At 56.4% G+C, this 17,888-nt stretch carries 25 protein-coding genes and 1 tRNA gene; 3 read left to right on the top strand and 23 right to left on the bottom strand.

All coding sequences use genetic code 11. From position 1 onward, the window contains the following. Nucleotides 1–60 precede the first annotated feature (60 nt). Nucleotides 61–270, top strand: a complete 210-nt coding sequence (locus JDW22_RS02280) for a hypothetical protein (protein WP_040558183.1) — start codon at nucleotides 61–63, stop codon at nucleotides 268–270. Nucleotides 271–336: 66 nt separating this feature from the next. Here the strand turns inward: JDW22_RS02280 and JDW22_RS02275 are convergent, their stop codons facing one another. After that, nucleotides 337–498, bottom strand: coding sequence for a hypothetical protein (locus JDW22_RS02275; RefSeq protein ID WP_200521528.1), 162 nt, complete (start codon nucleotides 496–498; stop codon nucleotides 337–339). A gap of 11 nt (nucleotides 499–509) precedes the next feature. Between JDW22_RS02275 and JDW22_RS02270 the strand changes: the two genes are divergently transcribed. Next, on the top strand, nucleotides 510–1,859 hold the full coding sequence (locus JDW22_RS02270) for a DEAD/DEAH box helicase (protein WP_200521527.1): 1,350 nt from the start codon (nucleotides 510–512) through the stop codon (nucleotides 1,857–1,859). A gap of 184 nt (nucleotides 1,860–2,043) precedes the next feature. Here the strand turns inward: JDW22_RS02270 and JDW22_RS02265 are convergent, their stop codons facing one another. The 15 genes from JDW22_RS02265 to rluD all read right to left on the bottom strand — a co-directional run bounded on the left by JDW22_RS02265 (nucleotide 2,044) and on the right by rluD (nucleotide 10,885). Continuing rightward, the gene (locus JDW22_RS02265) at nucleotides 2,044–2,211 is read right to left on the bottom strand and encodes a hypothetical protein (RefSeq protein ID WP_200521526.1); all 168 of its coding nucleotides are present in this window, start codon (nucleotides 2,209–2,211) and stop codon (nucleotides 2,044–2,046) included. 121 nt (nucleotides 2,212–2,332) lie between these two features. Continuing rightward, the gene (locus tag JDW22_RS02260) at nucleotides 2,333–2,908 is read right to left on the bottom strand and encodes a class I SAM-dependent methyltransferase (RefSeq protein WP_200521524.1); all 576 of its coding nucleotides are present in this window, start codon (nucleotides 2,906–2,908) and stop codon (nucleotides 2,333–2,335) included. Between the two features lie 175 nt (nucleotides 2,909–3,083). Beyond that, nucleotides 3,084–3,848 carry a ParA family protein gene (locus tag JDW22_RS02255; RefSeq protein WP_200521522.1) on the bottom strand — a complete coding sequence of 255 codons (765 nt, stop codon included), beginning with the start codon at nucleotides 3,846–3,848 and terminating at the stop codon, nucleotides 3,084–3,086. After that, nucleotides 3,845–4,486, bottom strand: coding sequence for a 16S rRNA (guanine(527)-N(7))-methyltransferase RsmG (gene rsmG, locus JDW22_RS02250; protein WP_200521520.1), 642 nt, complete (start codon nucleotides 4,484–4,486; stop codon nucleotides 3,845–3,847). The genes JDW22_RS02255 and rsmG overlap by 4 nt, the downstream gene beginning before the upstream one ends. Nucleotides 4,487–4,758: 272 nt before the next feature. Further along, entirely contained in the window at nucleotides 4,759–5,103 is a 345-nt protein-coding gene (locus tag JDW22_RS02245; RefSeq protein ID WP_200521518.1) for a hypothetical protein, read from the bottom strand. After that, nucleotides 5,066–5,221: a hypothetical protein gene (locus tag JDW22_RS02240; RefSeq protein WP_200521516.1), complete on the bottom strand. Its 156-nt coding sequence runs from the start codon at nucleotides 5,219–5,221 to the stop codon at nucleotides 5,066–5,068. Before JDW22_RS02240 ends, JDW22_RS02245 begins: the two co-directional genes overlap by 38 nt. Then, a complete protein-coding gene (locus JDW22_RS02235) occupies nucleotides 5,190–5,675 on the bottom strand; it encodes a dihydrofolate reductase (RefSeq protein ID WP_200521514.1) in 486 nt (161 codons plus the stop codon). Before JDW22_RS02235 ends, JDW22_RS02240 begins: the two co-directional genes overlap by 32 nt. 108 nt (nucleotides 5,676–5,783) lie before the next feature. Beyond that, a tRNA-Lys gene (locus JDW22_RS02230) sits at nucleotides 5,784–5,856 on the bottom strand. Between the two features lie 56 nt (nucleotides 5,857–5,912). Continuing rightward, nucleotides 5,913–6,521: a hypothetical protein gene (locus tag JDW22_RS02225; RefSeq protein WP_200521512.1), complete on the bottom strand. Its 609-nt coding sequence runs from the start codon at nucleotides 6,519–6,521 to the stop codon at nucleotides 5,913–5,915. A 48-nt stretch (nucleotides 6,522–6,569) separates the two neighbouring features. After that, nucleotides 6,570–7,193, bottom strand: a complete 624-nt coding sequence (locus tag JDW22_RS02220) for a BON domain-containing protein (protein ID WP_200521510.1) — start codon at nucleotides 7,191–7,193, stop codon at nucleotides 6,570–6,572. Nucleotides 7,194–7,378: 185 nt separating this feature from the next. Continuing rightward, nucleotides 7,379–7,975 (bottom strand): phosphoheptose isomerase, encoded by a 597-nt coding sequence (locus JDW22_RS02215; protein ID WP_200521508.1) that lies wholly within the window; start codon nucleotides 7,973–7,975, stop codon nucleotides 7,379–7,381. 17 nt (nucleotides 7,976–7,992) lie between these two features. Then, the gene (locus JDW22_RS02210) at nucleotides 7,993–8,337 is read right to left on the bottom strand and encodes a YraN family protein (protein ID WP_200521506.1); all 345 of its coding nucleotides are present in this window, start codon (nucleotides 8,335–8,337) and stop codon (nucleotides 7,993–7,995) included. 13 nt (nucleotides 8,338–8,350) lie between these two features. Next, nucleotides 8,351–9,019 (bottom strand): tRNA (adenosine(37)-N6)-threonylcarbamoyltransferase complex dimerization subunit type 1 TsaB, encoded by a 669-nt coding sequence (gene tsaB, locus JDW22_RS02205; RefSeq protein ID WP_200521504.1) that lies wholly within the window; start codon nucleotides 9,017–9,019, stop codon nucleotides 8,351–8,353. 439 nt (nucleotides 9,020–9,458) lie between these two features. Beyond that, nucleotides 9,459–9,722 (bottom strand): protease-associated domain-containing protein, encoded by a 264-nt coding sequence (locus JDW22_RS02200; RefSeq protein ID WP_200521497.1) that lies wholly within the window; start codon nucleotides 9,720–9,722, stop codon nucleotides 9,459–9,461. 47 nt (nucleotides 9,723–9,769) lie between these two features. Continuing rightward, complete coding sequence (gene rluD, locus JDW22_RS02195; protein ID WP_200521495.1) at nucleotides 9,770–10,885, bottom strand: 23S rRNA pseudouridine(1911/1915/1917) synthase RluD; 1,116 nt, start codon at nucleotides 10,883–10,885, stop codon at nucleotides 9,770–9,772. 207 nt (nucleotides 10,886–11,092) lie between these two features. Between rluD and trpD the strand changes: the two genes are divergently transcribed. Then, nucleotides 11,093–12,121, top strand: a complete 1,029-nt coding sequence (trpD, locus tag JDW22_RS02190; RefSeq protein ID WP_200521493.1) for an anthranilate phosphoribosyltransferase — start codon at nucleotides 11,093–11,095, stop codon at nucleotides 12,119–12,121. Between the two features lie 162 nt (nucleotides 12,122–12,283). Here trpD and JDW22_RS02185 read toward each other — a convergent pair whose 3' ends face one another. The 7 genes from JDW22_RS02185 to ttcA form a co-directional block, all read right to left on the bottom strand. After that, the gene (locus tag JDW22_RS02185; RefSeq protein WP_200521485.1) at nucleotides 12,284–12,703 is read right to left on the bottom strand and encodes a hypothetical protein; all 420 of its coding nucleotides are present in this window, start codon (nucleotides 12,701–12,703) and stop codon (nucleotides 12,284–12,286) included. 56 nt (nucleotides 12,704–12,759) lie between these two features. Continuing rightward, nucleotides 12,760–13,320 carry a YidB family protein gene (locus tag JDW22_RS02180; RefSeq protein WP_407929572.1) on the bottom strand — a complete coding sequence of 187 codons (561 nt, stop codon included), beginning with the start codon at nucleotides 13,318–13,320 and terminating at the stop codon, nucleotides 12,760–12,762. Next, entirely contained in the window at nucleotides 13,289–13,855 is a 567-nt protein-coding gene (locus tag JDW22_RS02175; RefSeq protein ID WP_200521483.1) for a hypothetical protein, read from the bottom strand. The genes JDW22_RS02180 and JDW22_RS02175 overlap by 32 nt, the downstream gene beginning before the upstream one ends. Before the next feature lie 76 nt (nucleotides 13,856–13,931). Further along, the gene (locus tag JDW22_RS02170; RefSeq protein ID WP_040558185.1) at nucleotides 13,932–14,153 is read right to left on the bottom strand and encodes a hypothetical protein; all 222 of its coding nucleotides are present in this window, start codon (nucleotides 14,151–14,153) and stop codon (nucleotides 13,932–13,934) included. 209 nt (nucleotides 14,154–14,362) lie between these two features. After that, nucleotides 14,363–15,907, bottom strand: a complete 1,545-nt coding sequence (gene msrAB, locus JDW22_RS02165) for a bifunctional peptide-methionine (S)-S-oxide reductase MsrA/peptide-methionine (R)-S-oxide reductase MsrB (RefSeq protein WP_200521482.1) — start codon at nucleotides 15,905–15,907, stop codon at nucleotides 14,363–14,365. Nucleotides 15,908–16,161: 254 nt separating this feature from the next. Next, nucleotides 16,162–16,752, bottom strand: a complete 591-nt coding sequence (locus JDW22_RS02160; protein ID WP_200521476.1) for an NAD(P)H-dependent oxidoreductase — start codon at nucleotides 16,750–16,752, stop codon at nucleotides 16,162–16,164. A gap of 172 nt (nucleotides 16,753–16,924) precedes the next feature. Then, complete coding sequence (ttcA, locus tag JDW22_RS02155; RefSeq protein WP_200521468.1) at nucleotides 16,925–17,878, bottom strand: tRNA 2-thiocytidine(32) synthetase TtcA; 954 nt, start codon at nucleotides 17,876–17,878, stop codon at nucleotides 16,925–16,927. Nucleotides 17,879–17,888: the final 10 nt, after the last annotated feature.

The following is a 17,888-nucleotide window of genomic DNA, read 5'->3' as shown; positions in this document are numbered from 1 at the left end:
TGTTATAGACCTTTGTGTAAATAAATGCAAACAAAACGGGCGGTTTCTGCAAGGTTTTTGATGGAGCGCAAAAAGGCGGCGAGGCAGCCTGAAAACGGCAAACCCGCTCTGCGCCTGTCGGATAAGGGCGCAACCCGGCCGCAAAATGGGCAGCCGAAGATGCAAAGGCAGCCTGAAACGGCGGCCAAGCGTTTTCAGGCTGCCTTGACCGGGCGCATGAAACCCCCTACAATCCGCGCTCTTTTTGTGAAGCCATCGTCTTCAACTTAAATCTTCTTGTTATTCAGTTTAATGCCTGCGCGGCATTTTTATTTTGCAAGTTGTCGCCGATGAAACCTACCAGCGCACGCTGGCGACAACCTGCTGTTCATTCTTTTTGCCCTCTCCCGTTTTCAGGCTGCCTGAAAACACCGCAATCAAAATAATCCGCACCCCCGCTTCAAGGCTGCCTAAAAACCGCTTGTTGATTGGTTTTGGCAGAATGTTGTTGTTTTTCAACAGGAAAACCTATGACCATCAAATTCGCCGATTTAAACCTCGACAAAAATATTCTCTCTGCGCTCAAAAGCGCGGGCTACGAAGAACCCACGCCCATCCAAGCCCAATCCATCCCAGCCGCTTTGGCAAACCAAGACATCATGGCTTCGGCGCAAACAGGCTCGGGCAAAACCGCCGCTTTTTTGTTGCCCAGCTTGCAAAAAATCATCAAACGCAGCGAGCAACCGGGCAAAGGCCCGCGCGTGCTGGTGCTCACGCCCACGCGCGAGCTTGCCCAGCAGGTGGAAAAAAACGCCCAGCTTTACGCGCAAAACATGAAATGGGTGCGCACGGTAACGCTGGTGGGCGGTTCGTCTTTCGGACAGCAAATCAAAGCCTTGTCGCGCCCGATTGATATTGTGGTCGCCACCCCCGGCCGCCTGATGGACCACATGCGCAGCGGGCGCATCGATTTTGACCGCTTGGAAGTGCTGGTGCTGGACGAAGCCGACCGCATGCTGGACATGGGCTTTATCGACGACATTGAAACCATCGTTGCCGCCACGCCCGAATCGCGCCAAACGCTGCTGTTTTCTGCCACTTGGGACGGCGCGGTGGGCAAGCTGGCGCGCAAATTGACCAAAAACCCCGAAGTGATTGAAATTGAACGCGCCGAAGCGCAGGGCAAAATTGAAGAGCAGCTTTTGTATTGCGACGACCGAAACCACAAAAACCGCTTGCTGGACCACATTTTGCGCGATGCCAACATCGACCAATGCGTGATTTTCACCGCCACCAAAGCGATGACCGAAACGCTGGCAGACGAGCTATACGAAAAAGGTTTTGCCGCCAACTGCTTGCACGGCGATATGCCGCAAGGCTGGCGCAACCGCACGCTGATGGACGTGCGCAAGGGGCGCTGCAAAATCTTGGTGGCGACCGATGTCGCCGCGCGCGGTATTGATGTGCCCACGATTACGCACGTGATTAACTATGATTTGCCCAAGCAGGCGGAAGATTACGTTCACCGCATCGGGCGCACGGGGCGGGCAGGGCGCACGGGCATTGCGGTGAGCTTTGCCGATGCCAAAGAATATATGATGGTGCACAAAATTGAGCGTTACATTAACCGCAAGCTGCCTGAAATGGTGATTGAGGGCATGGAGCCTACGCGCAAACGCAATAAAAACGCCGAGCGCAAGCCCAAAGGCAAAGGCGGCTGGGGCGGCAAACGCGGCGAGGGCGAGCGTTGGGGCAGCCGCGATAAGAAACCGTTTGGCGAGAAGAAATTCGGCGGCAAGCGCGAAGGCGGGTTTAAGAAAGAGGGTTTTAAAAAGGATGGGTTTAAGGCGAAGCCCAAGGGCGGGAAGTTTCGTGATTGATTGATGGATAAGCAATAGGCAGCCTGAAAACGGGTTTTCTCGTTTTCAGGCTGCCTTTGTTATGCGAAATGTTGGCGAGCGGCTGATGTTTTATTTTCAGGCTGAGACCTTTGCAAAACCCCTGAGGCAGCCTGAAAAATAAGAAATGCCGTCATTCCCGCGTAGGCGGGAATCTTGCTTAATATTAAAAAACAATTGTAAAAACAAACTGTTGTTTCAGTTTAGCCAAGATTCCCGCCTGCGCGGGAATGACGGACGTTACTATTTCTTGTTTGATTTTAGGTTTTACAAATGTTTCAGGCTGCCTTCCATTTTCGGCTGAAACCTTTGTAAAACCAAGTAGGTCGGGCATTGATGCCCGACGTTTTTAGTTGTGGCGTATTGAGATAAATAGGTCAGTGTTTGTCGGGCATAAATGCCCGACCTACAAACTGCTTTCTATTTTCAGGCTGCCTTCGGTGGCGGGGGCGCGCTCACTTTCCCGCCGTCGCCAGTTTTTCAATCGCCAACACAATTGGCGGGCAGTTTTGCTGGTTGATGAATTCGTAGCGCAGGGCGCGGTATTGGGTTTGCGGCAGGGCTTGGGCGAACGATAGGATGGCGGCGGTTTCGGGTTTGCCTTGTTCGTGCCCGTGATACAGCACGGCAATCAGGATGCCGCGCGGTTGCAGCAGGGCAAGCGCGGCTTGGAGCGCGGCGATGCTGGTTTCGGCTTGGGTGGTGATGTTGTGGTCGCCGCGCGGCAGGTAGCCCATGTTGAAAATGGCGGCAGCGATGGGCTGCTTGACGTGCCGGGCGAGGTGTTGGTGTCCCGCGTGGATAAGCTGCACGCGCTCGATGAGCTGGTGCTGTTGCAGGCGGTCGGCGGTGGCGGCGAGGGCGCTGTCTTGAATGTCAAACGCGTAGACTTTGCCTGCGCTGCCTACGAGTTGGGCGAGCAGGAGGGTGTCGTGTCCGTTGCCTGCGGTGCCATCCAGCACGGTGTCGCCTGCGTGGATGTGTTGGCGCAGTAGGTCGTGGGCGAAGGGGATTTGGGCGGTGAGGGTCATTTTCAGACTGCCTTTCTGGGGTGGGGGAAGGGGTGGCGGCTTTACTTCAAATGATGTTCGCATCATGATTTTCAGGCTGCCTATTGTTGCTATTGGATAGGCAGCCTGAAAGTTTGCAAAGGCAAGATGGGGATGTGGGTTTCAGGCTGCCTTGGGCGGTGCAACGCGGAGGGGATTATTTTCGCGCCAACACTTCGTCGGCGAGTTCCAAATAAGCCAGCGTGCCTTTTGCCTTGGCATCGTAGGCAAGGGCGGGCAGGCCGTGACTGGGGGCTTCGGCAAGGCGCACATTGCGCGGGATGGTGGTGGCAAACAATTGCGCGCCGAAATGTTCTTGCAGCTGCGCGCTCACGTCTTGGGCAAGGCGGTTTTGGTTGTTGTAGAGCGTGCGCACGATGCCGAAGATGCCGAGTTTGGCGTTGATGGCGGTGCGGATTTTGCGCACGGTGGCAACCAAATCGCTGATGCCCTCGAGCGCGTAGTATTCGCACACCATCGGCACGAGCACGCCGTCGGCGGCGACCAGCCCGTTGAGTGTGAGCAGCGTGAGCGTGGGCGGGCAGTCAATCAGAATATAGTCGTAATCATCGGCAACGAGGGCGAGGGCGTTTTTCAGGCGCATTTCGCGGGCGATTTCCTGCACCAGCTCCACTTCTGCGCCCGCCAGCTCGCGGTTGGCGGCGAGCAAGTCGTAGCCGCCCGCTTGGCTGTGGATTTTGGCAGCCTGAATGTCGGCTTCGCCAAGGAGAACGTGGTACACGCCTGCTGCGATGGCGGTTTTGTCCACGCCGCTGCCGGTGGTGGCGTTGCCTTGCGGGTCTAGGTCTATCAGCAGCACGCGCTGTTTTTTGTGGGCAAGGCTGGCGGCGAGATTGACGGCGGTGGTGGTTTTGCCCACGCCGCCTTTTTGGTTGGCAATGGCGATGATGTTCGCGCTCATGGCTGGGTTCCTTGTGTGGGGCGCAGCAGGACGATGTGGCGCTCTGCGTTGAGTGTGGGAACGTGGATTTTGTCGGTTTGATAAGCGACCACGTTTTCAGGCAGCCTGAAAATCTCATCGGCGGGATACACGCCTTTCATCGCTGCCCAATGCCCGTTGTCGTTCAGCAGATGGCGCGTTAGGCGCACGAAATCCGCCAGCTCGGCAAAGGCGCGGCTGGTAACGATGTCCGCCCGCCGCTCGCCCAGCTCTTCCACGCGGCTGCTGCTCACGGCGACGTTTTCCAGCCCCAGCTCGATGGCGGCTTGGCGCAGAAACGTGGTTTTCTTGCTGTTGGCATCCACCATCGTTATCTGCAAATCGGGGCGGCAAATGGCGGCGGGAATCGCGGGCATGCCGCCGCCGCTGCCCACGTCAATCATGCTTTCCGCCTGCGCCAGATACGGCAGCAGCGTTAAGCTGTCCAGCAGATGATGGCTGACCATTTGCGCGGGGTCGCGCAAGGCAGTGAGGTTGTAGGTTTTGTTCCATTTTTGCAGCAGGGCAAGATAGGCAAGCAGCTTTTGCTGCTGCGCGGGGGAGATATTGAGCCGCATTTGGGCGATGCCGGCGGCGAGCGAATCGGAAAACGGGGTCATGGCGCGGAGAGAATCGGGAAATAATAGGCGCGGATTATAGCATTTTGCGGCGCGGTTTCAGGCTGCCTATGCGGGGCAGCCTGAAAAGCGGTCAGGCGTTGTTCCGCTCGGTTTATTTGTTTTCAGGCTGCCTCAATCAGGCTGCCTCAAACGGCGCAGATGGTTGAGGCAGCCTGAAAACGTTATTGCCCCGCGCAATGATGTTGCCGGTGCACGGCTTGCCAGCAAGCCGTAGGGGGCGCGGATTGGCGTTTCAGGCTATGCGCCCGCGTTCAAGCCGCCTGTTTCTCGCGCCACATCAAATAATCGCGCAAGGGCGGGGCAGGGGGGTTAATGCAATGCGGGCAAATGCCCACGTTGTCTTCATCGTCATCCACATCCGCCCAATGCCCGGAGTTGGGGTCAAAGCGGCTTTGTTGCAGCACGGCTTGGGCAAGGGCTTGCTCTTGGATGGGGTCAAATTCAAAGCGGTTGAGGATTTCGCCTAGCAGCTCGGCTTCGGCGGGGGAAAACGCCGCAGCGTGCTGTTCAATCATGCGGCGGTAATCGGGGTGGCGGATTTTGCTGAACATGGGATTCCTAAGTGTGGGGCAGCCTGAAAAACGGTTGCTTGGCATCGCCTGTTTTCATTTTGTTGCGGTTTTCGGTTTTCAGGCTGCCTTTGGGTGGGTGTGATGGTTTGGCGCGAGGGCTTGCGATTGCATTACGCCTGCCGTTGGTAATGCACCAAATCATACGCGACTCCCTTTGCCGAAACATGGGCTTCGCGTGAGATTTCGCGCCAGACGTTGCGGGCAAATTCGGGGAAATGCGTGTCGCCGGCGGGGTTGAGCGCGATTTCGGTTAAGCGCAAATCAGTGGCAAACGGCAGCGCAGCGGCATAAATCTGCGCCCCGCCAATCACCACGGCTTCGCGCTCGCCCGCGCAGGCTTGCAAGGCAGCCTGAAAATCGTGTGCCGCTTCCGCGCCTGCTGCCTGCCAAGGGTTTTGACGCGTAACCACGATGTTGCGGCGGTTGGGCAGGGGCTTGCGCGGCAGGCTGTCCCACGTTTTGCGCCCCATGATGATGGGTTTGCCTGTGGTGTAGCGTTTGAAAAAAGCGAAGTCTTCGGGGATGTGCCATGGGATTTGGTTGGCGTTGCCGATGACGCGGTTTTGTGCGAGGGCGGCGATAAGGGTGATTTGCATAGGCGTGTCGGGGGATGGGAATAAGAATAGGCGGCTGAAAACAATAGGCAGCCGAAAACGGATTGTCGGCAGTCAGTAAAAAAGCCAAGTTCCGAAAAACTTGGCTTATGGGTCGTGAGCGATTCGAACGCTCGACCAACGGATTAAAAGTCCGCTGCTCTACCGACTGAGCTAACGACCCGAAAAACGCGCATTATAGGGATGTTGCATGATTAGGTCAAGAAAAAATGTGTCTGTTCAGTCAAACAAGGCGTTGGTGGCATCGGAATTGTCGCGCTTGGCGGGTCGCGGCGCGGGGGCAAGAGGGCGTTCGCCTGTGGTGTCGATGTCGGCATTGCGTGGTTTTTTGGCAGGGCGGGGGGCTAGGTCGTTGGCAACGGGGCGGGTTTGCCGTTCTTCTTGGGCGATGAGGGGTGTGCCGTCGTCGCTGTTTTGCGGGATGAGTTCACGCTCGGCGTTTTTTGGGGTGAGTTTTTTCGGTTTTTTGGGGGCTTCGCCACGGGTGAGTGCTAAACCTGCTTCGGATGCGGCTTGGTTTTGCGCCTCAATTTGGTAGGCAACGGCGGAGGCGGCGCTTTTTTGTTGTGGGGTTAGACCATTTGCTTGGGCGGCGGGGGTGCTTGCGCCGCAGTCGCGCCCTGATTTGTTGGTGGGCGACCAGCATTCGATTTGGGCTTGGCTTTCTTGTTCGCGTTTGTAGTTGGCGGCGGTTTGCTCGGGGGTTTTGGTGAGGGTAACGTACAGCGTGCCGATAAGCCCGATGACAACAAATAAGCCGAGCACCAAGAGGGTGAGCATGATGTTGCCGAAGGTGATTTTTCCTTTGTTTTTGCGGTTTGTGAACATGGTGTTTCCGTGTTTTAGGCAGCCTGAAAAGCTGCCTTTGGGGGTTGATTATTGCGCGGGCGCGGGTTGCACGCTGGCGGGGGTGTAGGTTTCATAAAGTGTTACGACTTGTTGCACACCTGATACGCTGCTAACGGTGTTGCTAACAAGGGTTTGTTGCTCGGGGGTGAGCAAGCCGAATACATAGACGACGCTGTTGAAGGAGACGACTTTGACGTGCCCTGGATATACGCCTGCGGTGCTGAGTGTGAGTAGTTTGCTGCGGATTTTGGAGGTGAGCCATGTGTCGTAGTTGATGTTGGCGACGGTGCGGGGTTCGCTGGATACGTTGATGTAGTTGTAAACGTTTTGCACTTGGGGTTCGTTGCGGGCGGCTTGTTCGGCAAGCTGTTTGTCGATTTCGCTGGGGACTTGACCCAGCAGCAGCACTTTGCGGTTGTAGCTGATAACGGATAGGGTGGCGGTGCTGTTGGCGTTGTTTTGTTTGATAAGGGCGTAGGCGTTGGTGCGGATGTGCATTTCGGTGGTTTCGTCGTCAAATTGGGTGCCGATGGTGCGACGATTGGCGATGGAGTTGGCGCCTGCCGCCGCGCCGCCGATGATGGCTGTGGCGCAGCCGCTGAGTGTGCTGGCGATGAGACCGGCGATGATGAGCTGTTTGATTGGGGTCATGGGGTGTCTCCTGTGGTGGTGTGGATTTTGCCGGGGCTTTCGGTTTTCAGGCTGCCTTTGGCTTGCTTGAACGGGGTGGCGGGGGCGGATTATAGCGTAAATGGTTGATGCTGCGTAATGATGGGATGGCAGCCTGAAATGGGGGCGGAGGGGTTTTAGGCTGCCTTTGGGCATCGGGCGGGGTGTCAGGCGATGCCTTCGGTGAGCATGGTGTCGATGCAGTCGCACATGGCGTGGATAAGCAGGATGTGGACTTCTTGGATGCGGGCGGTGCGCGGGTAGGGGACGTTGAGCAATACGTCGCCCTCTTGCAGCATTTGGGCGATTTTGCCGCCGTCGCGTCCTGTCATAGCGATGACTTTCATGCCGTTTTGGTGGGCGGCTTGGATGGCTTCGATTACGTTGCCAGAATTGCCTGATGTGGAGATGCCCACGAGCACGTCGCCTGCGCGCCCGAGTGCGCGGACTTGTTTGCTGAATATGTGGTCAAAGCCGTAGTCGTTGCCGATGGCGGTGAGCGCGGAGGTGTCGGTGGTTAGGGCGATGGCGGCAAGTTCCATGCGTTCTTTTTCAAAACGCCCTGTCATTTCGGCGGCGAAGTGTTGGGCATCGGCTGCGGAACCGCCGTTGCCGCAGATTAGGAATTTGCCGTCGTTGGCAAGGGTGTTGAATAGCAGTTCGGCGGCTTGGGCGGTGGGCTGGGCAAGCACTTGGGCGGCTTGCTGCTTGGCTTGGATGCTTTCGGCGAAATGTTCGGCAACGCGCTGGGTTAAGGTGGTCATGATGGGTCTCCTGTGGTTTAAGCGGTGATGTTTTGTATCCATTGGGGCGGGAGATTGCCTTCTATGAGTAAGGCATCAATGCGGCAGGCGCCGTTGTGGGGATGTTGTTGCAAATAGAGCTCGGCGGTGGCTTGGAGTTTGCGCAGTTTGCTGGGGGTGATGCTGTATGCGGCGCCGCCGTAGCGGTTGTTTTTGCGGTATTTTACTTCAATAAAGAGCAGCAGGCAGCCTGAAAGCATGATGAGGTCTATTTCGCCGTGCTTGCAATGCCAGTTGCGGGCGATGAGTTGGCAGCCTTGTTGTTGCAGATAGGCGAGGGCTTGTTCTTCGGCGGCTTGTCCTTGGGGGTGATTGAGTTTCATGTTTTCAGGCTGCCTATTGCGGGCTTTGTTTGCGGGCGAGTTGCTCGGCGGCGGTAAGGGCGATTTTGTTGCGGACGTATAACAATTCGGCGTGTTCGGGCGCGGTGGCGGGATAGCGTTTGCTTTGGGCAAGGGCAAGATAGTCGGCGGCGGTGGGCATTTGGGGCGTGCCTGCAAAGGGGGGCTGGCTGGTGAGGGCGTAGGCGTTGCCGATGCCGATGACTGCGTCGGCGGGGATGTTTTCAGGCTGCCTTATGTCGGCGGGCTTGGCGACTTTGTAGCTGCTGAGGCGTTGGTGGGTTTGGGTGTTGAAAAAGGCGTAGAACACTTCGCCCATGCGGGCATCGGTGGCGGCGAGCACGCAGGGATGATTGGGGATTTGGTAGGCAACGGCGTCTTGGCAGGGGATGCCGATAAGTGGTGTGTTGTAGGGCGTGGCGATGCCTTGGGCGATGCCGATGCCGATGCGCAGTCCTGTGAACGCGCCTGCGCCTTGGGCGTAAACAATGGCGGATAGGTCGGCAGCCTGAATTTGGGCTTGGGCGAGCAGGGCTTGGATTTGGGGCAGGATGTGTTGGGATTGATGGTTGCCTGCTTCGGCGTGGTAGAGCTGGGTTTTGCCGTGGGCGTGCAGGGCAAGGGAGAGGTATTGAGTGCTGGTGTCTATGGCTAGGATGGGCATGGTAGTTTGGTTTGTGGTTTTGGGATGGGTTGAGGCAGCCTGAAATCTTTGCAAAGGCTTTGAGGCAGCCTTGCTCTTTTGTCCAAATCTTTGATTTGGGTATAAAAGGGTATACCGCAGCGTAATGCGCAAGGTTGAAAATTAAAATGGGGCGGATGATTTGTTGCTAAAGGTTGTATTCAACAGGGTTGCATGGGTTGGCAAGATGTCGGCGAACCGCTGATGCTCCATTGGTTGCGGGTTTGGCAAAGGTTTCGGTTTACATGGCGAAGTGGCGTTGTGAAGCGGAAAGGGTTGTGCCGAAGCGCACTTTGTTTTCAAGCTGCCTATGGGGTGGGTTGGCTGATAGAGGCAGCCTGAAATGCTGTTTGGGAGTTGGGGGTTGGCTGCGCGGTGTTGGATTGTGCTGTTTCAGGCTGCCTTATTGTAGGCGCGTCATTTAACCATCCAAACTTCTGCCAACCATAAAAAACACGCATCCATACCCTGCAAATATAAAAATCATATTCATCATATCGGCAATAAACGCTATTTTTGCATTTTTATCGCCTTTTTGGGTTAAGGCTTTGATTTCATCAAGCATTTCCACCATGGATATTTCCCCCCAGCCCATAAATTCTTTTTCTGACTTGGCAGCAAAATGCGCACAGACTTTTCTGCAAACCCAAGCCAAAATAAAGCACAAAAACAAAAGCGATGACATTTCAGTTCCTTTACAAGGGCAACACAACGCGGCTATTTTCAGGCCGCCTAATCCTTCACATAAACCACATCCACATCGTAATCATCTTCGTTCCAATCATCGTCGTCTTCACCGGCGAATTTCTCCGCCCATTCTTGCTCGTGGCTGAGCGCGGAATCCATGCCGCTTTCAAGGCGCAGCACGGAAAGCAAGTGATACATATCATCGGGCATCGGCGCTTCAAACGACAGCGTTTCGTTCGTTTTGGGGTGAACAAAGCTCAGGCGATAAGCGTGCAGGGCTTGGCGGGCAAGGGCTTTGACTTCGGCTTTCACTTCGGGCGAGCAAGGATGGCGCGGGTTGCCGTACACGGGGTCGCCCGCCAGCGGATGGCGCGCTTCGCGCATGTGTACGCGGATTTGGTGAGTACGCCCCGTTTCCAAGCTGCATTCAATATAACTATGCGCTTGGTAGCGCTCCAAAACTTTAACGTGGGTAATCGCTTCTTTGCCGCCAAATTTCACCACCGCCATTTTCAGGCGATTGTGCGGGTCGCGCCCGATTTGGGTTTCAATTTTGCCATCAAACGGTACAATGCCATCGGCGATGGCGCGGTAAATGCGCTTCACGCTGCGGCTTTGCAACTGCTGCACCAAATGGTTTTGCGCGGGCAGCGTTTTGGCAACCACCATCAAGCCGCTGGTGTCTTTATCCAAACGATGCACAATGCCTGCGCGTGGCACTTGCGATAATTCGGGCGCGTGGGCAAGCAAGCCGTTAAGCAGCGTGCCTGTCCAGTTGCCTGCGGCGGGATGCACCACCAGCCCTGCGGGTTTGTTGAGCACCAACACGCTGTCATCTTCGTACACAATGTCCAGCGGCATGGCTTCGGGCGTGTAGGCTTGCGTTTCTTGGCTGGGCTGAATATTCACCGCCAACTGCTCGCCGCCGATGAGCTTGGTTTTGGGCGAGGCGGGCTGCCCGTTGCACAGCACTTCGCCGTCTTTTATCCAACCGGCGATGCGGCTGCGCGAATAATCGGGCAGCATTTTGGCGAGCGCGGCATCAAGGCGCAGCCCCGCCAAATCGATGGGAACGCTTAGGCGCAGGGTTTCGGCGGGTTGGACGGCGGGGGAAAAGTCGTTGTCTTCGTCTAAATCGGTGTCTGGGATGGGATGGTTCATGGTGTTTTGCGGGCTTAAAAATGGCGCGCAGTATAGCACACGCAGGGTGGTTAAATTTTGTTAAAATCGCGTGGCTGTCGGCAGCCTGAAAAGGCGTGCGGCGCAAATCCGTGCGCGCTTCGCCGCCCCGCTTCGCTTTTCAGGCTGCCTTAATGCGCGGGCTTCGCTGCCTGCCGCGCCAATCTATCTGTTTACAAAGGAAAAAGCATGATTACTCCCCAGCAAGCCCTTGCCCGTTTGATTGACAACAACGAGCTGTTTTATGACGAGATGACCGATTTGATGCGCCAAATCATGCGCGGCGAAGTGTTGCCCGAGCAGATTGCAGGCATTTTGACGGGGCTGCGGATTAAGGTGGAAACCGTGTCCGAAATTGCCGCCGCCGCCAGCGTGATGCGCGAGTTTTCCAGCAAGGTTGCCACGCCGCACGCCGGCGAATTGGTGGACATTGTGGGCACAGGCGGCGATGGCGCGAAAACGTTTAACATTTCCACCACCGCCATGTTTGTGGCGGCGGCGGCGGGCGCGAAAGTGGCGAAACACGGCGGGCGTTCGGTGTCGTCGTCCAGCGGCGCGGCGGATGTGCTGGAAGCGATGGGCGCGAATTTGCAGCAATCGCCCGAGCAAGTGGCGCAATCCATCGCCCAATGCGGCATCGGTTTTATGTTTGCGCCCAACCACCATGCGGCGATGCGCTATGTTGCGCCCGTGCGCAAGGCGTTGGGCTTTCGCACCATTTTCAATATTCTTGGCCCGCTCACTAACCCCGCAGGCGCGGTCAATCAGCTGATTGGCGTGTTTCACATTGATTTATGCGGCATTTTATCGCGCGTGTTTCAACAGCTGGGCTCGCAGCACGCTTTGGTGGTGCATGGCAGCGATGGCTTGGATGAAATCACGGTTTCAGGCAGCACGCGCATTGCCGAGCTGAAAGACGGCGCAGTGCGCGAATACGACATCCACCCCGAAGAATTCGGCTTGCCTGTTTACCGCGATTTAGGCAGCCTGAAAGTGGAAAACGCGGCGGATTCGCTGGCGATGATGAACGCGGTGTTGCGCGGCGAAGCGCGGGGCGCGGCGCGGGATATTGTGTTGCTGAATGCGGCGGCGTGTTTGTATGTCGGCAATGTGGCGGGCAGTTTGGCAGAGGGCTTGGCGCGCGCGTGCGAGGCGTTGGACAGCGGCAAGGCGGCAGCGAAGCAGGCGGAATTTGTGGCGCAAAGCCAAGCGGGGTAGGCTGGCTTGATGTTGTTCAGATGATTTTCAGGCTGCCTATCGGTTGGGATAAGGCAGCCTGAAACTTTTGTAAGACTCAAAATAAAACCATAAATAAATAGTTAACTTGCCGTCATCGCCGCCTGCGCGGGAATGACGGTATTTTTTGGTTTTCAGGCTGCCTTACAGCAAATGCAGCACGCGCACGCTAAACGTGTCGCGCATGGTCAGGCTGTCTGTTGCCACTTCGTGAACCTGCACGCGGTCGTGGTCAAACAAGTAGGCATACATTTTTTTGCGGCGGCGGTCGTAGGCAAAGCCTTCGTATATCTCCTCGTCGTTTTGGTCTTCCACAAAATCGGTAATCAGTACATCACCGCTATCGGCGTTGAGGCTTTCGCAAAGGATTTTGAATGATTGGGGAAACCAAACGGGGAAAAGCTCGGTTAGTTGGGTGATGCCTTCTAGAAAAACTTCATCGGGAATATTGTCTAACGCAACGGGCTGCATGGCGGCTCCTGTGCGGGGATGGGGTTTGACAGTGGCAGCCTGAAAGCAAAGGTTTGGCTTTTCAGGCTGCCTTGGGTGTGTGATTGCGCCCATTGGTTTTCAGGCTGCCTATCTGTTGCGGATAAGGCAGCCTGAAATCTGTTGCGCGCTTATTTTAAAAAGTTTTGCATCACGATGCGGGCGATGTCGTCCAAGCCGAAGCCGTCGGCATCGGCGGCGTTGCCGTTGGGCGTGATGGCGTTGATGATGTTGGGCAGATATTGCGCCAGCAGATTGCTTGCGCTGCCGGTGTCCAAGCCCACTTTGGCGGCGGCGTTGGACAGGCTGCCGCCCAGCGCGTTTTGGATTTGCGCGGCATCCACGCTGGCGTTGCTGCCCGTGCCAATCCAGCTTTGCAGCGCGTCGCCCAAGCCGCCTTGCTGTAATTTGCCCAGCAAGTCGCCCACGTTGCCGCCGTTTTGCTGGATAAGCTGGCTGACCAGTTGCATGGCTTGGCTTTGCTCGCCGTTGCCGCTGATGGCGGAAGTGGCGGCGTTGATAACGTTATCTAGCAAACTCATGATTTTTCCTTTGATGGAGGTTGAACAAGAGGCGCGATTGTAGCGGGTTGGGGGATTTTGTCTAGGGGCATCGGCATCAATGGGCAGCCTGAAAAGCCCAATCTTGTTTTCAGGCTGCCTAAACAGAATTTGCCCATGCCAAAAATTCATTCGCCAAGCCTTTCGGATTGGCGTGTTTTGTCCAGCTGTTGGGCGCGGCGTAGTATTCCAGCTCGTGAATAATCGCGGGGATGTCGCGCCCAAACGCGCCCGCAATCGTGCCATCGGCAAACAGTTGCCGCATGGTGTTTATCACCGTTTCTATAAATTCCGCGCAAAAGGCGGCGCCCAACGCTGCTTCGTGGTCGGCATCGCTAAAATGATAGGGCGAGGCGGCGAACCATTGCGCCAGCGCGGCATCGTTTTCGCCGCCAAGGGTAACGCTGGCAGGGGCTTCGTCTTGCAGCCAAAAGGCGAAATTCCACCGCGCTTCGCTTGTGCCGGATGCGCGGGCGATTTGCCGGCGATAGTGCGTTTCGGTGTTGTAGCTGAACAGGATGCAAGGGTAGCGTTCGTCATCCTCCTCGCAGTAGAACCACAGCGACAGGGCGTAGATGTCGCCGCGTTGGGCGGCGGGAATGGCGGCGATGGCTTGGCGCAGTCGGGCTGCAAAATCGGCGGCGTAGCGGGTTTGCGGGTTGGGCATGGTTTTCTCTGCGGTTTGACAATGGAAAGGCAGCCTGAAAAGCGGAAATGGGCTTTTCAGGCTGCCTGTTTAGCGGTTACTCGGTGGCGTTTTCAATTTTCTCGCCCACATGGGAGATGCCGCGCCCGACTGCGTTGCCGCCTTTTTTCACGGCGGATTGCGTTTTGTCCCAGCCGTGTTCAATGCCGTTGCCGACTTTTTCTACGGTGTTGGCGGTGTCGCTTTTTACGCCGTGCCAAGTGCCGGAACAGGCTGCCAGCAGGGTGGCGGTGAGGGTGAGTGCGAATGCTTTTTTCATAGTAGTTCCTTTCATTGGGATGGTTAAAATGCACAGCGAACCATGCGGTGGGGATTATAGCGGGAAACGGGGTGTTTGCCGAATGGGGTGTTTTCGCTTTGTTTGCTTTTCAGGCTGCCTCAACGCGGGTGCAACTGTTGAGGCAGCCTGAAACCTTGCCCCGCGCTCCTACGGCTTGCTGGCAAGCCGTGCGCTGGCAGGGTAAACCGTTACTTCACTTTGTCCTTCCACGCGCCATAGCCTTGCGCGTCCATTTGCTCGTAGGGCACGAATTTCAGCGATGCGCCGTTGATGCAGTAGCGCAGGCCGCCTTTGTCTTTCGGGCCGTCGTTGAACACGTGTCCCAGATGGGAATCGGCGTGGCTGCTGCGCACTTCGGTGCGTATCATGTTGTAAGACGTGTCTTCGCGCTCGGTTACGGCTTCGCGGGCGATGGGGCGGGTGAAGCTGGGCCAGCCGCAGCCTGATTGGAATTTGTCGGTGGAGGCAAACAGCGGCGTGCCGTCCACGATGTCCACGTAGATGCCTTTGGCAAACAGGTTGTCGTATTCGTGGCTGAATGCGCGCTCGGTGCCGGCTTGTTGGGTAACGCGGTATTGCTCGGCGGTGAGTTTTTGGCGCAATTCGGTATCGCTGGGTTTTTTCAGGCTGCCTGAAACGGCTTCTTTGCCTTCCAGCGGTTTGTCTGCCAATGAAACGTCAATGTGGCAGTAGCCGTTGGGATTTTTGAGCAGATAATCCTGATGGTATTCTTCGGCGGGATAGAAGTTTTTGAGCGGCTGGTTTTCCACCACAACGGGCGCGGTGTATTTTTTCTGCTCGCGCGCGATGGCGGCGGCGGCGATTTTTTGCTCGGCGGGGTCGGTGGTGTAGATGCCTGTGCGGTATTGTTCGCCGCGGTCGTTGCCTTGTTTGTTCAGGCTGGTGGGGTCTATCACGCGGAAGTAATAGCGCAGGATGTCGTCTAAGCTGAGCTGGTCGGCATCGTAGCTCACTTTCACGGTTTCGGCGTGCCCGCTGTGGCGGTGGGATACGTCTTCATAGCTGGGGTTGGCGGTTTTGCCGTTGGCATAGCCCGACACGGCATCGGTTACGCCCGGGATGCGTTGGAAATAGGCTTCCAAGCCCCAGAAGCAGCCGCCTGCTAGGTAAACGGTTTTGATGTTCATGGGTTTTCCTTTTTGCGCGAAATCAGGTTTGTAGAATTTTTTGGTGTAGGCAGAGAGTTCGGCTTGCGGGTTGGACAGCAGGGCGAGGGCTTGGGCTTCGTTCAGGCTGCCTTTAACGATGCGTTGCACATCGCCGTTTTCGCTGAGCAACACCCAAGAGGGATACACGCGCACGCCCAGCTCTTGCGCGATGGTGCCGCCCGCATCGGTGCGCACGGGCAGTTTTTGGTATTCCAAGCCGCGATACCATTGGGCGAAATCGGCGGCAGGTTTTTCGTGCAGATAATTGGGCGAGGCGATGGCGACAAGGTTGGCGGCGGCAAAGCGTTTGTCTTGCGCCCATGCTTCGGTTTGCGCCAATTCGCTCAGGCACAGCGGACACCAGCTTGCCCAGAATTTAATCAGCGTGGGGCGGCGCGGCAGCGGCGGGGCGGCTTTGCCTTGGCTGTCGGGCAGTTTGCCGATGCGCTCGGTCAAACTTTCGGCGTGGGCGGCGGCGGAATGCGGCATCAACACGGCTTGCCCCGCCCAAAACACAGCGGCTGCGCTGGCGGGGAGCAGTAAAAATCGAGCGATGCGGTTCATGGCGATTTCTCCTGTGTAGTTGTTAGTAACGCGGGCAATCTTAACACAGGGAAAAGGGGGCGCGAGGCGTGATTAGCGCGGCTTATTTGCGGGATAGGCAAACGCGGCGGGCGATGGTTGAGGCAGCCTGAAAGGGCTATAATGCGCGGTTGATTGTGGTGGTGGGCAATGCGGGGTAGATGAATTGATGTGATAAGGCAGCCTGAAAATGGTTTTTCCCGTTTTCAGGCTGCCTTATTATGTTTATGGGGCGGTTATTCCAGCGTTACGCCGTCTTCCTGCATTTTCGCCAGCAGCGCGGCGAGTTTTTTCTGCGGGTCCAGCAGCGGGTCTAGAATATGCGCCACCATGTTGTCGGCAGACTGCCGGACGGCGGCTTCGCTTGCGCCCACCGCGCCGTGGAAAATAAACGGCGGCAAGAATTTGGTTTGGATAAGGTTGGCGGTTTGTTGCAGCGGTTTCAAAAATTCGCTCATGGAATAGCTGTTGTAGCCGCCCGCCTGATACGAATCCGCCGGCCCGCCCGTGGAAACGGACGACACCCATTCTTTGCCCGCCAACGCTTTGCCCTGCGGGCCGTATGCCCAGTTGTAGGTCAGCACGTCGTCAAACCATTGTTTCATCAGAGGCGGCACGGAATACCAGAAAAACGGATGCTGGAACACCAAGCGGTCGTGCGCCAACAGCGTGGCTTGCTCGGCGGCAACGTCAATTTTGCCATCTGGATACAGGCTGTACACACGGCGCACGGTTACATCGGGCAGCCCTTCCAGCCGCTCTGCCCACAGGCGGTTTACGGTGGATTGTTCCAATTTGGGGTGGAAAACATTGACCAGAGTTTTCATGGCAGAGTCCTTTCTAACGCGGTTGGGGAAGTTTTCATTATAGACCTAGCGCGGCATGGGGAAAACCGATGGCGCAACGGAAACACGTTTTCAGGCTGCCTACGGATGAACCGATAGGCAGCCTGAAATTCGGGTGCGGCTAAACAAGCAAGGGCGGACGGGGATAGGCGCGTTATTCCACCTGAATGCCGCATTCCATTTTCGGCTTGTTGCCCAAGATGTTAATCACCTTGCGCGCGGGTTTTTCAGGCTGCCCGTCGTCTTCGTCGCGCGGCGCGGTGAACGATACGGTTTCGCTGTCAAACGCCAAATCGCCGCCGTGTTTCAGCGCCTGCCCGCGCTGCAAGCCTGCAAAGTCAAACAATTCAGTATCCGCCAAATGCGATGGCACAACGTTTTGCAGCGCGGAAAACATGCTTTCAATGCGGCCGGGGAAGCGTTTGTCCCAGTCTTTCAACATATCACCAATCACTTGGCGTTGCAGATTGGGCTGCGAGCCGCACAGGTTGCAGGGGATGATGGGGAACTGTTTTAACTCGGCGTATTTAATCAAATCTTTCTCTTTTACATACGCCAGTGGGCGGATAACGATGTGTTCGCCGTTGTCGGAAACCAGCTTGGGCGGCATGGCTTTGAGCTTGCCGCCGTAAAACATGTTTAAAAACAAGGTGGCGATGATGTCGTCGCGGTGGTGGCCGAGCGCGATTTTGGTGCAGCCCAGCTCTTTGGCCGTGCGGTAAAGAATGCCGCGGCGCAGGCGGCTGCACAGCGAGCAGGTGGTTTTGCCTTCGTCGAGCACGCGCTTAACGGTGGAATAGGTGTCTTCTTCCACGATTTTGTAGGGCACGCCGATGCTGCTCAGGTATTCGGGCAAAACGTGTTCGGGAAAACCCGGTTGCTTTTGGTCTAGGTTTACAGCAACCAGCTCAAACTCAATTGGCGCGGATGCTTGCAGTTGGCGCAGGATGTCCAACAGCGCGTAGCTGTCTTTGCCGCCCGACAGGCACACCATAATCTTGTCGCCGTTTTCAATCATGTTGAAATCGTTAATCGCATCGCCAACGGCATGGCGCAGACGTTTTTGCAGTTTGTTGTTTTCTAATTCGTGTTTAGGTTTTTTAGACATGATTGCGTGT

The sequence above is a fragment of the Kingella bonacorsii genome, from assembly GCF_016623605.1.
Classification (GTDB): Bacteria; Pseudomonadota; Gammaproteobacteria; order Burkholderiales; family Neisseriaceae; genus Kingella_B; species Kingella_B oralis.
Note: the sequence above shows the minus strand (reverse complement) of the source record. Positions and strands in the feature narration are given on the sequence as shown.

What these genes read in the sequence shown, in the direction of transcription:
- JDW22_RS02185 (WP_200521485.1), bottom strand. Translation starts at nt 12,703, where the DNA reads ATGGGCGCAATCACACACCCAAGGCAGCCTGAAAAGCCAAACCTTTGC.
- tsaB (WP_200521504.1), bottom strand. Translation starts at nt 9,019, where the DNA reads ATGCCCATCCTAGCCATAGACACCAGCACTCAATACCTCTCCCTTGCC.
- JDW22_RS02270 (WP_200521527.1), top strand. Translation starts at nt 510, where the DNA reads ATGACCATCAAATTCGCCGATTTAAACCTCGACAAAAATATTCTCTCT.
- JDW22_RS02220 (WP_200521510.1), bottom strand. Translation starts at nt 7,193, where the DNA reads ATGACCCCAATCAAACAGCTCATCATCGCCGGTCTCATCGCCAGCACA.
- JDW22_RS02170 (WP_040558185.1), bottom strand. Translation starts at nt 14,153, where the DNA reads ATGAAAAAAGCATTCGCACTCACCCTCACCGCCACCCTGCTGGCAGCC.
- JDW22_RS02200 (WP_200521497.1), bottom strand. Translation starts at nt 9,722, where the DNA reads ATGTCATCGCTTTTGTTTTTGTGCTTTATTTTGGCTTGGGTTTGCAGA.
- JDW22_RS02245 (WP_200521518.1), bottom strand. Translation starts at nt 5,103, where the DNA reads ATGCCAAGCAACCGTTTTTCAGGCTGCCCCACACTTAGGAATCCCATG.
- JDW22_RS02160 (WP_200521476.1), bottom strand. Translation starts at nt 16,752, where the DNA reads ATGAAAACTCTGGTCAATGTTTTCCACCCCAAATTGGAACAATCCACC.
- JDW22_RS02215 (WP_200521508.1), bottom strand. Translation starts at nt 7,975, where the DNA reads ATGACCACCTTAACCCAGCGCGTTGCCGAACATTTCGCCGAAAGCATC.
- msrAB (WP_200521482.1), bottom strand. Translation starts at nt 15,907, where the DNA reads ATGAACCGCATCGCTCGATTTTTACTGCTCCCCGCCAGCGCAGCCGCT.
- ttcA (WP_200521468.1), bottom strand. Translation starts at nt 17,878, where the DNA reads ATGTCTAAAAAACCTAAACACGAATTAGAAAACAACAAACTGCAAAAA.
- JDW22_RS02255 (WP_200521522.1), bottom strand. Translation starts at nt 3,848, where the DNA reads ATGAGCGCGAACATCATCGCCATTGCCAACCAAAAAGGCGGCGTGGGC.
- rsmG (WP_200521520.1), bottom strand. Translation starts at nt 4,486, where the DNA reads ATGACCCCGTTTTCCGATTCGCTCGCCGCCGGCATCGCCCAAATGCGG.
- JDW22_RS02260 (WP_200521524.1), bottom strand. Translation starts at nt 2,908, where the DNA reads ATGACCCTCACCGCCCAAATCCCCTTCGCCCACGACCTACTGCGCCAA.
- JDW22_RS02180 (WP_407929572.1), bottom strand. Translation starts at nt 13,320, where the DNA reads ATGAATTTTTGGCATGGGCAAATTCTGTTTAGGCAGCCTGAAAACAAG.
- JDW22_RS02175 (WP_200521483.1), bottom strand. Translation starts at nt 13,855, where the DNA reads ATGCCCAACCCGCAAACCCGCTACGCCGCCGATTTTGCAGCCCGACTG.
- rluD (WP_200521495.1), bottom strand. Translation starts at nt 10,885, where the DNA reads ATGAACCATCCCATCCCAGACACCGATTTAGACGAAGACAACGACTTT.
- JDW22_RS02225 (WP_200521512.1), bottom strand. Translation starts at nt 6,521, where the DNA reads ATGTTCACAAACCGCAAAAACAAAGGAAAAATCACCTTCGGCAACATC.
- JDW22_RS02265 (WP_200521526.1), bottom strand. Translation starts at nt 2,211, where the DNA reads ATGCCCGACCTACTTGGTTTTACAAAGGTTTCAGCCGAAAATGGAAGG.
- JDW22_RS02235 (WP_200521514.1), bottom strand. Translation starts at nt 5,675, where the DNA reads ATGCAAATCACCCTTATCGCCGCCCTCGCACAAAACCGCGTCATCGGC.
- JDW22_RS02280 (WP_040558183.1), top strand. Translation starts at nt 61, where the DNA reads ATGGAGCGCAAAAAGGCGGCGAGGCAGCCTGAAAACGGCAAACCCGCT.
- trpD (WP_200521493.1), top strand. Translation starts at nt 11,093, where the DNA reads ATGATTACTCCCCAGCAAGCCCTTGCCCGTTTGATTGACAACAACGAG.
- JDW22_RS02240 (WP_200521516.1), bottom strand. Translation starts at nt 5,221, where the DNA reads ATGATTTGGTGCATTACCAACGGCAGGCGTAATGCAATCGCAAGCCCT.
- JDW22_RS02210 (WP_200521506.1), bottom strand. Translation starts at nt 8,337, where the DNA reads ATGAAACTCAATCACCCCCAAGGACAAGCCGCCGAAGAACAAGCCCTC.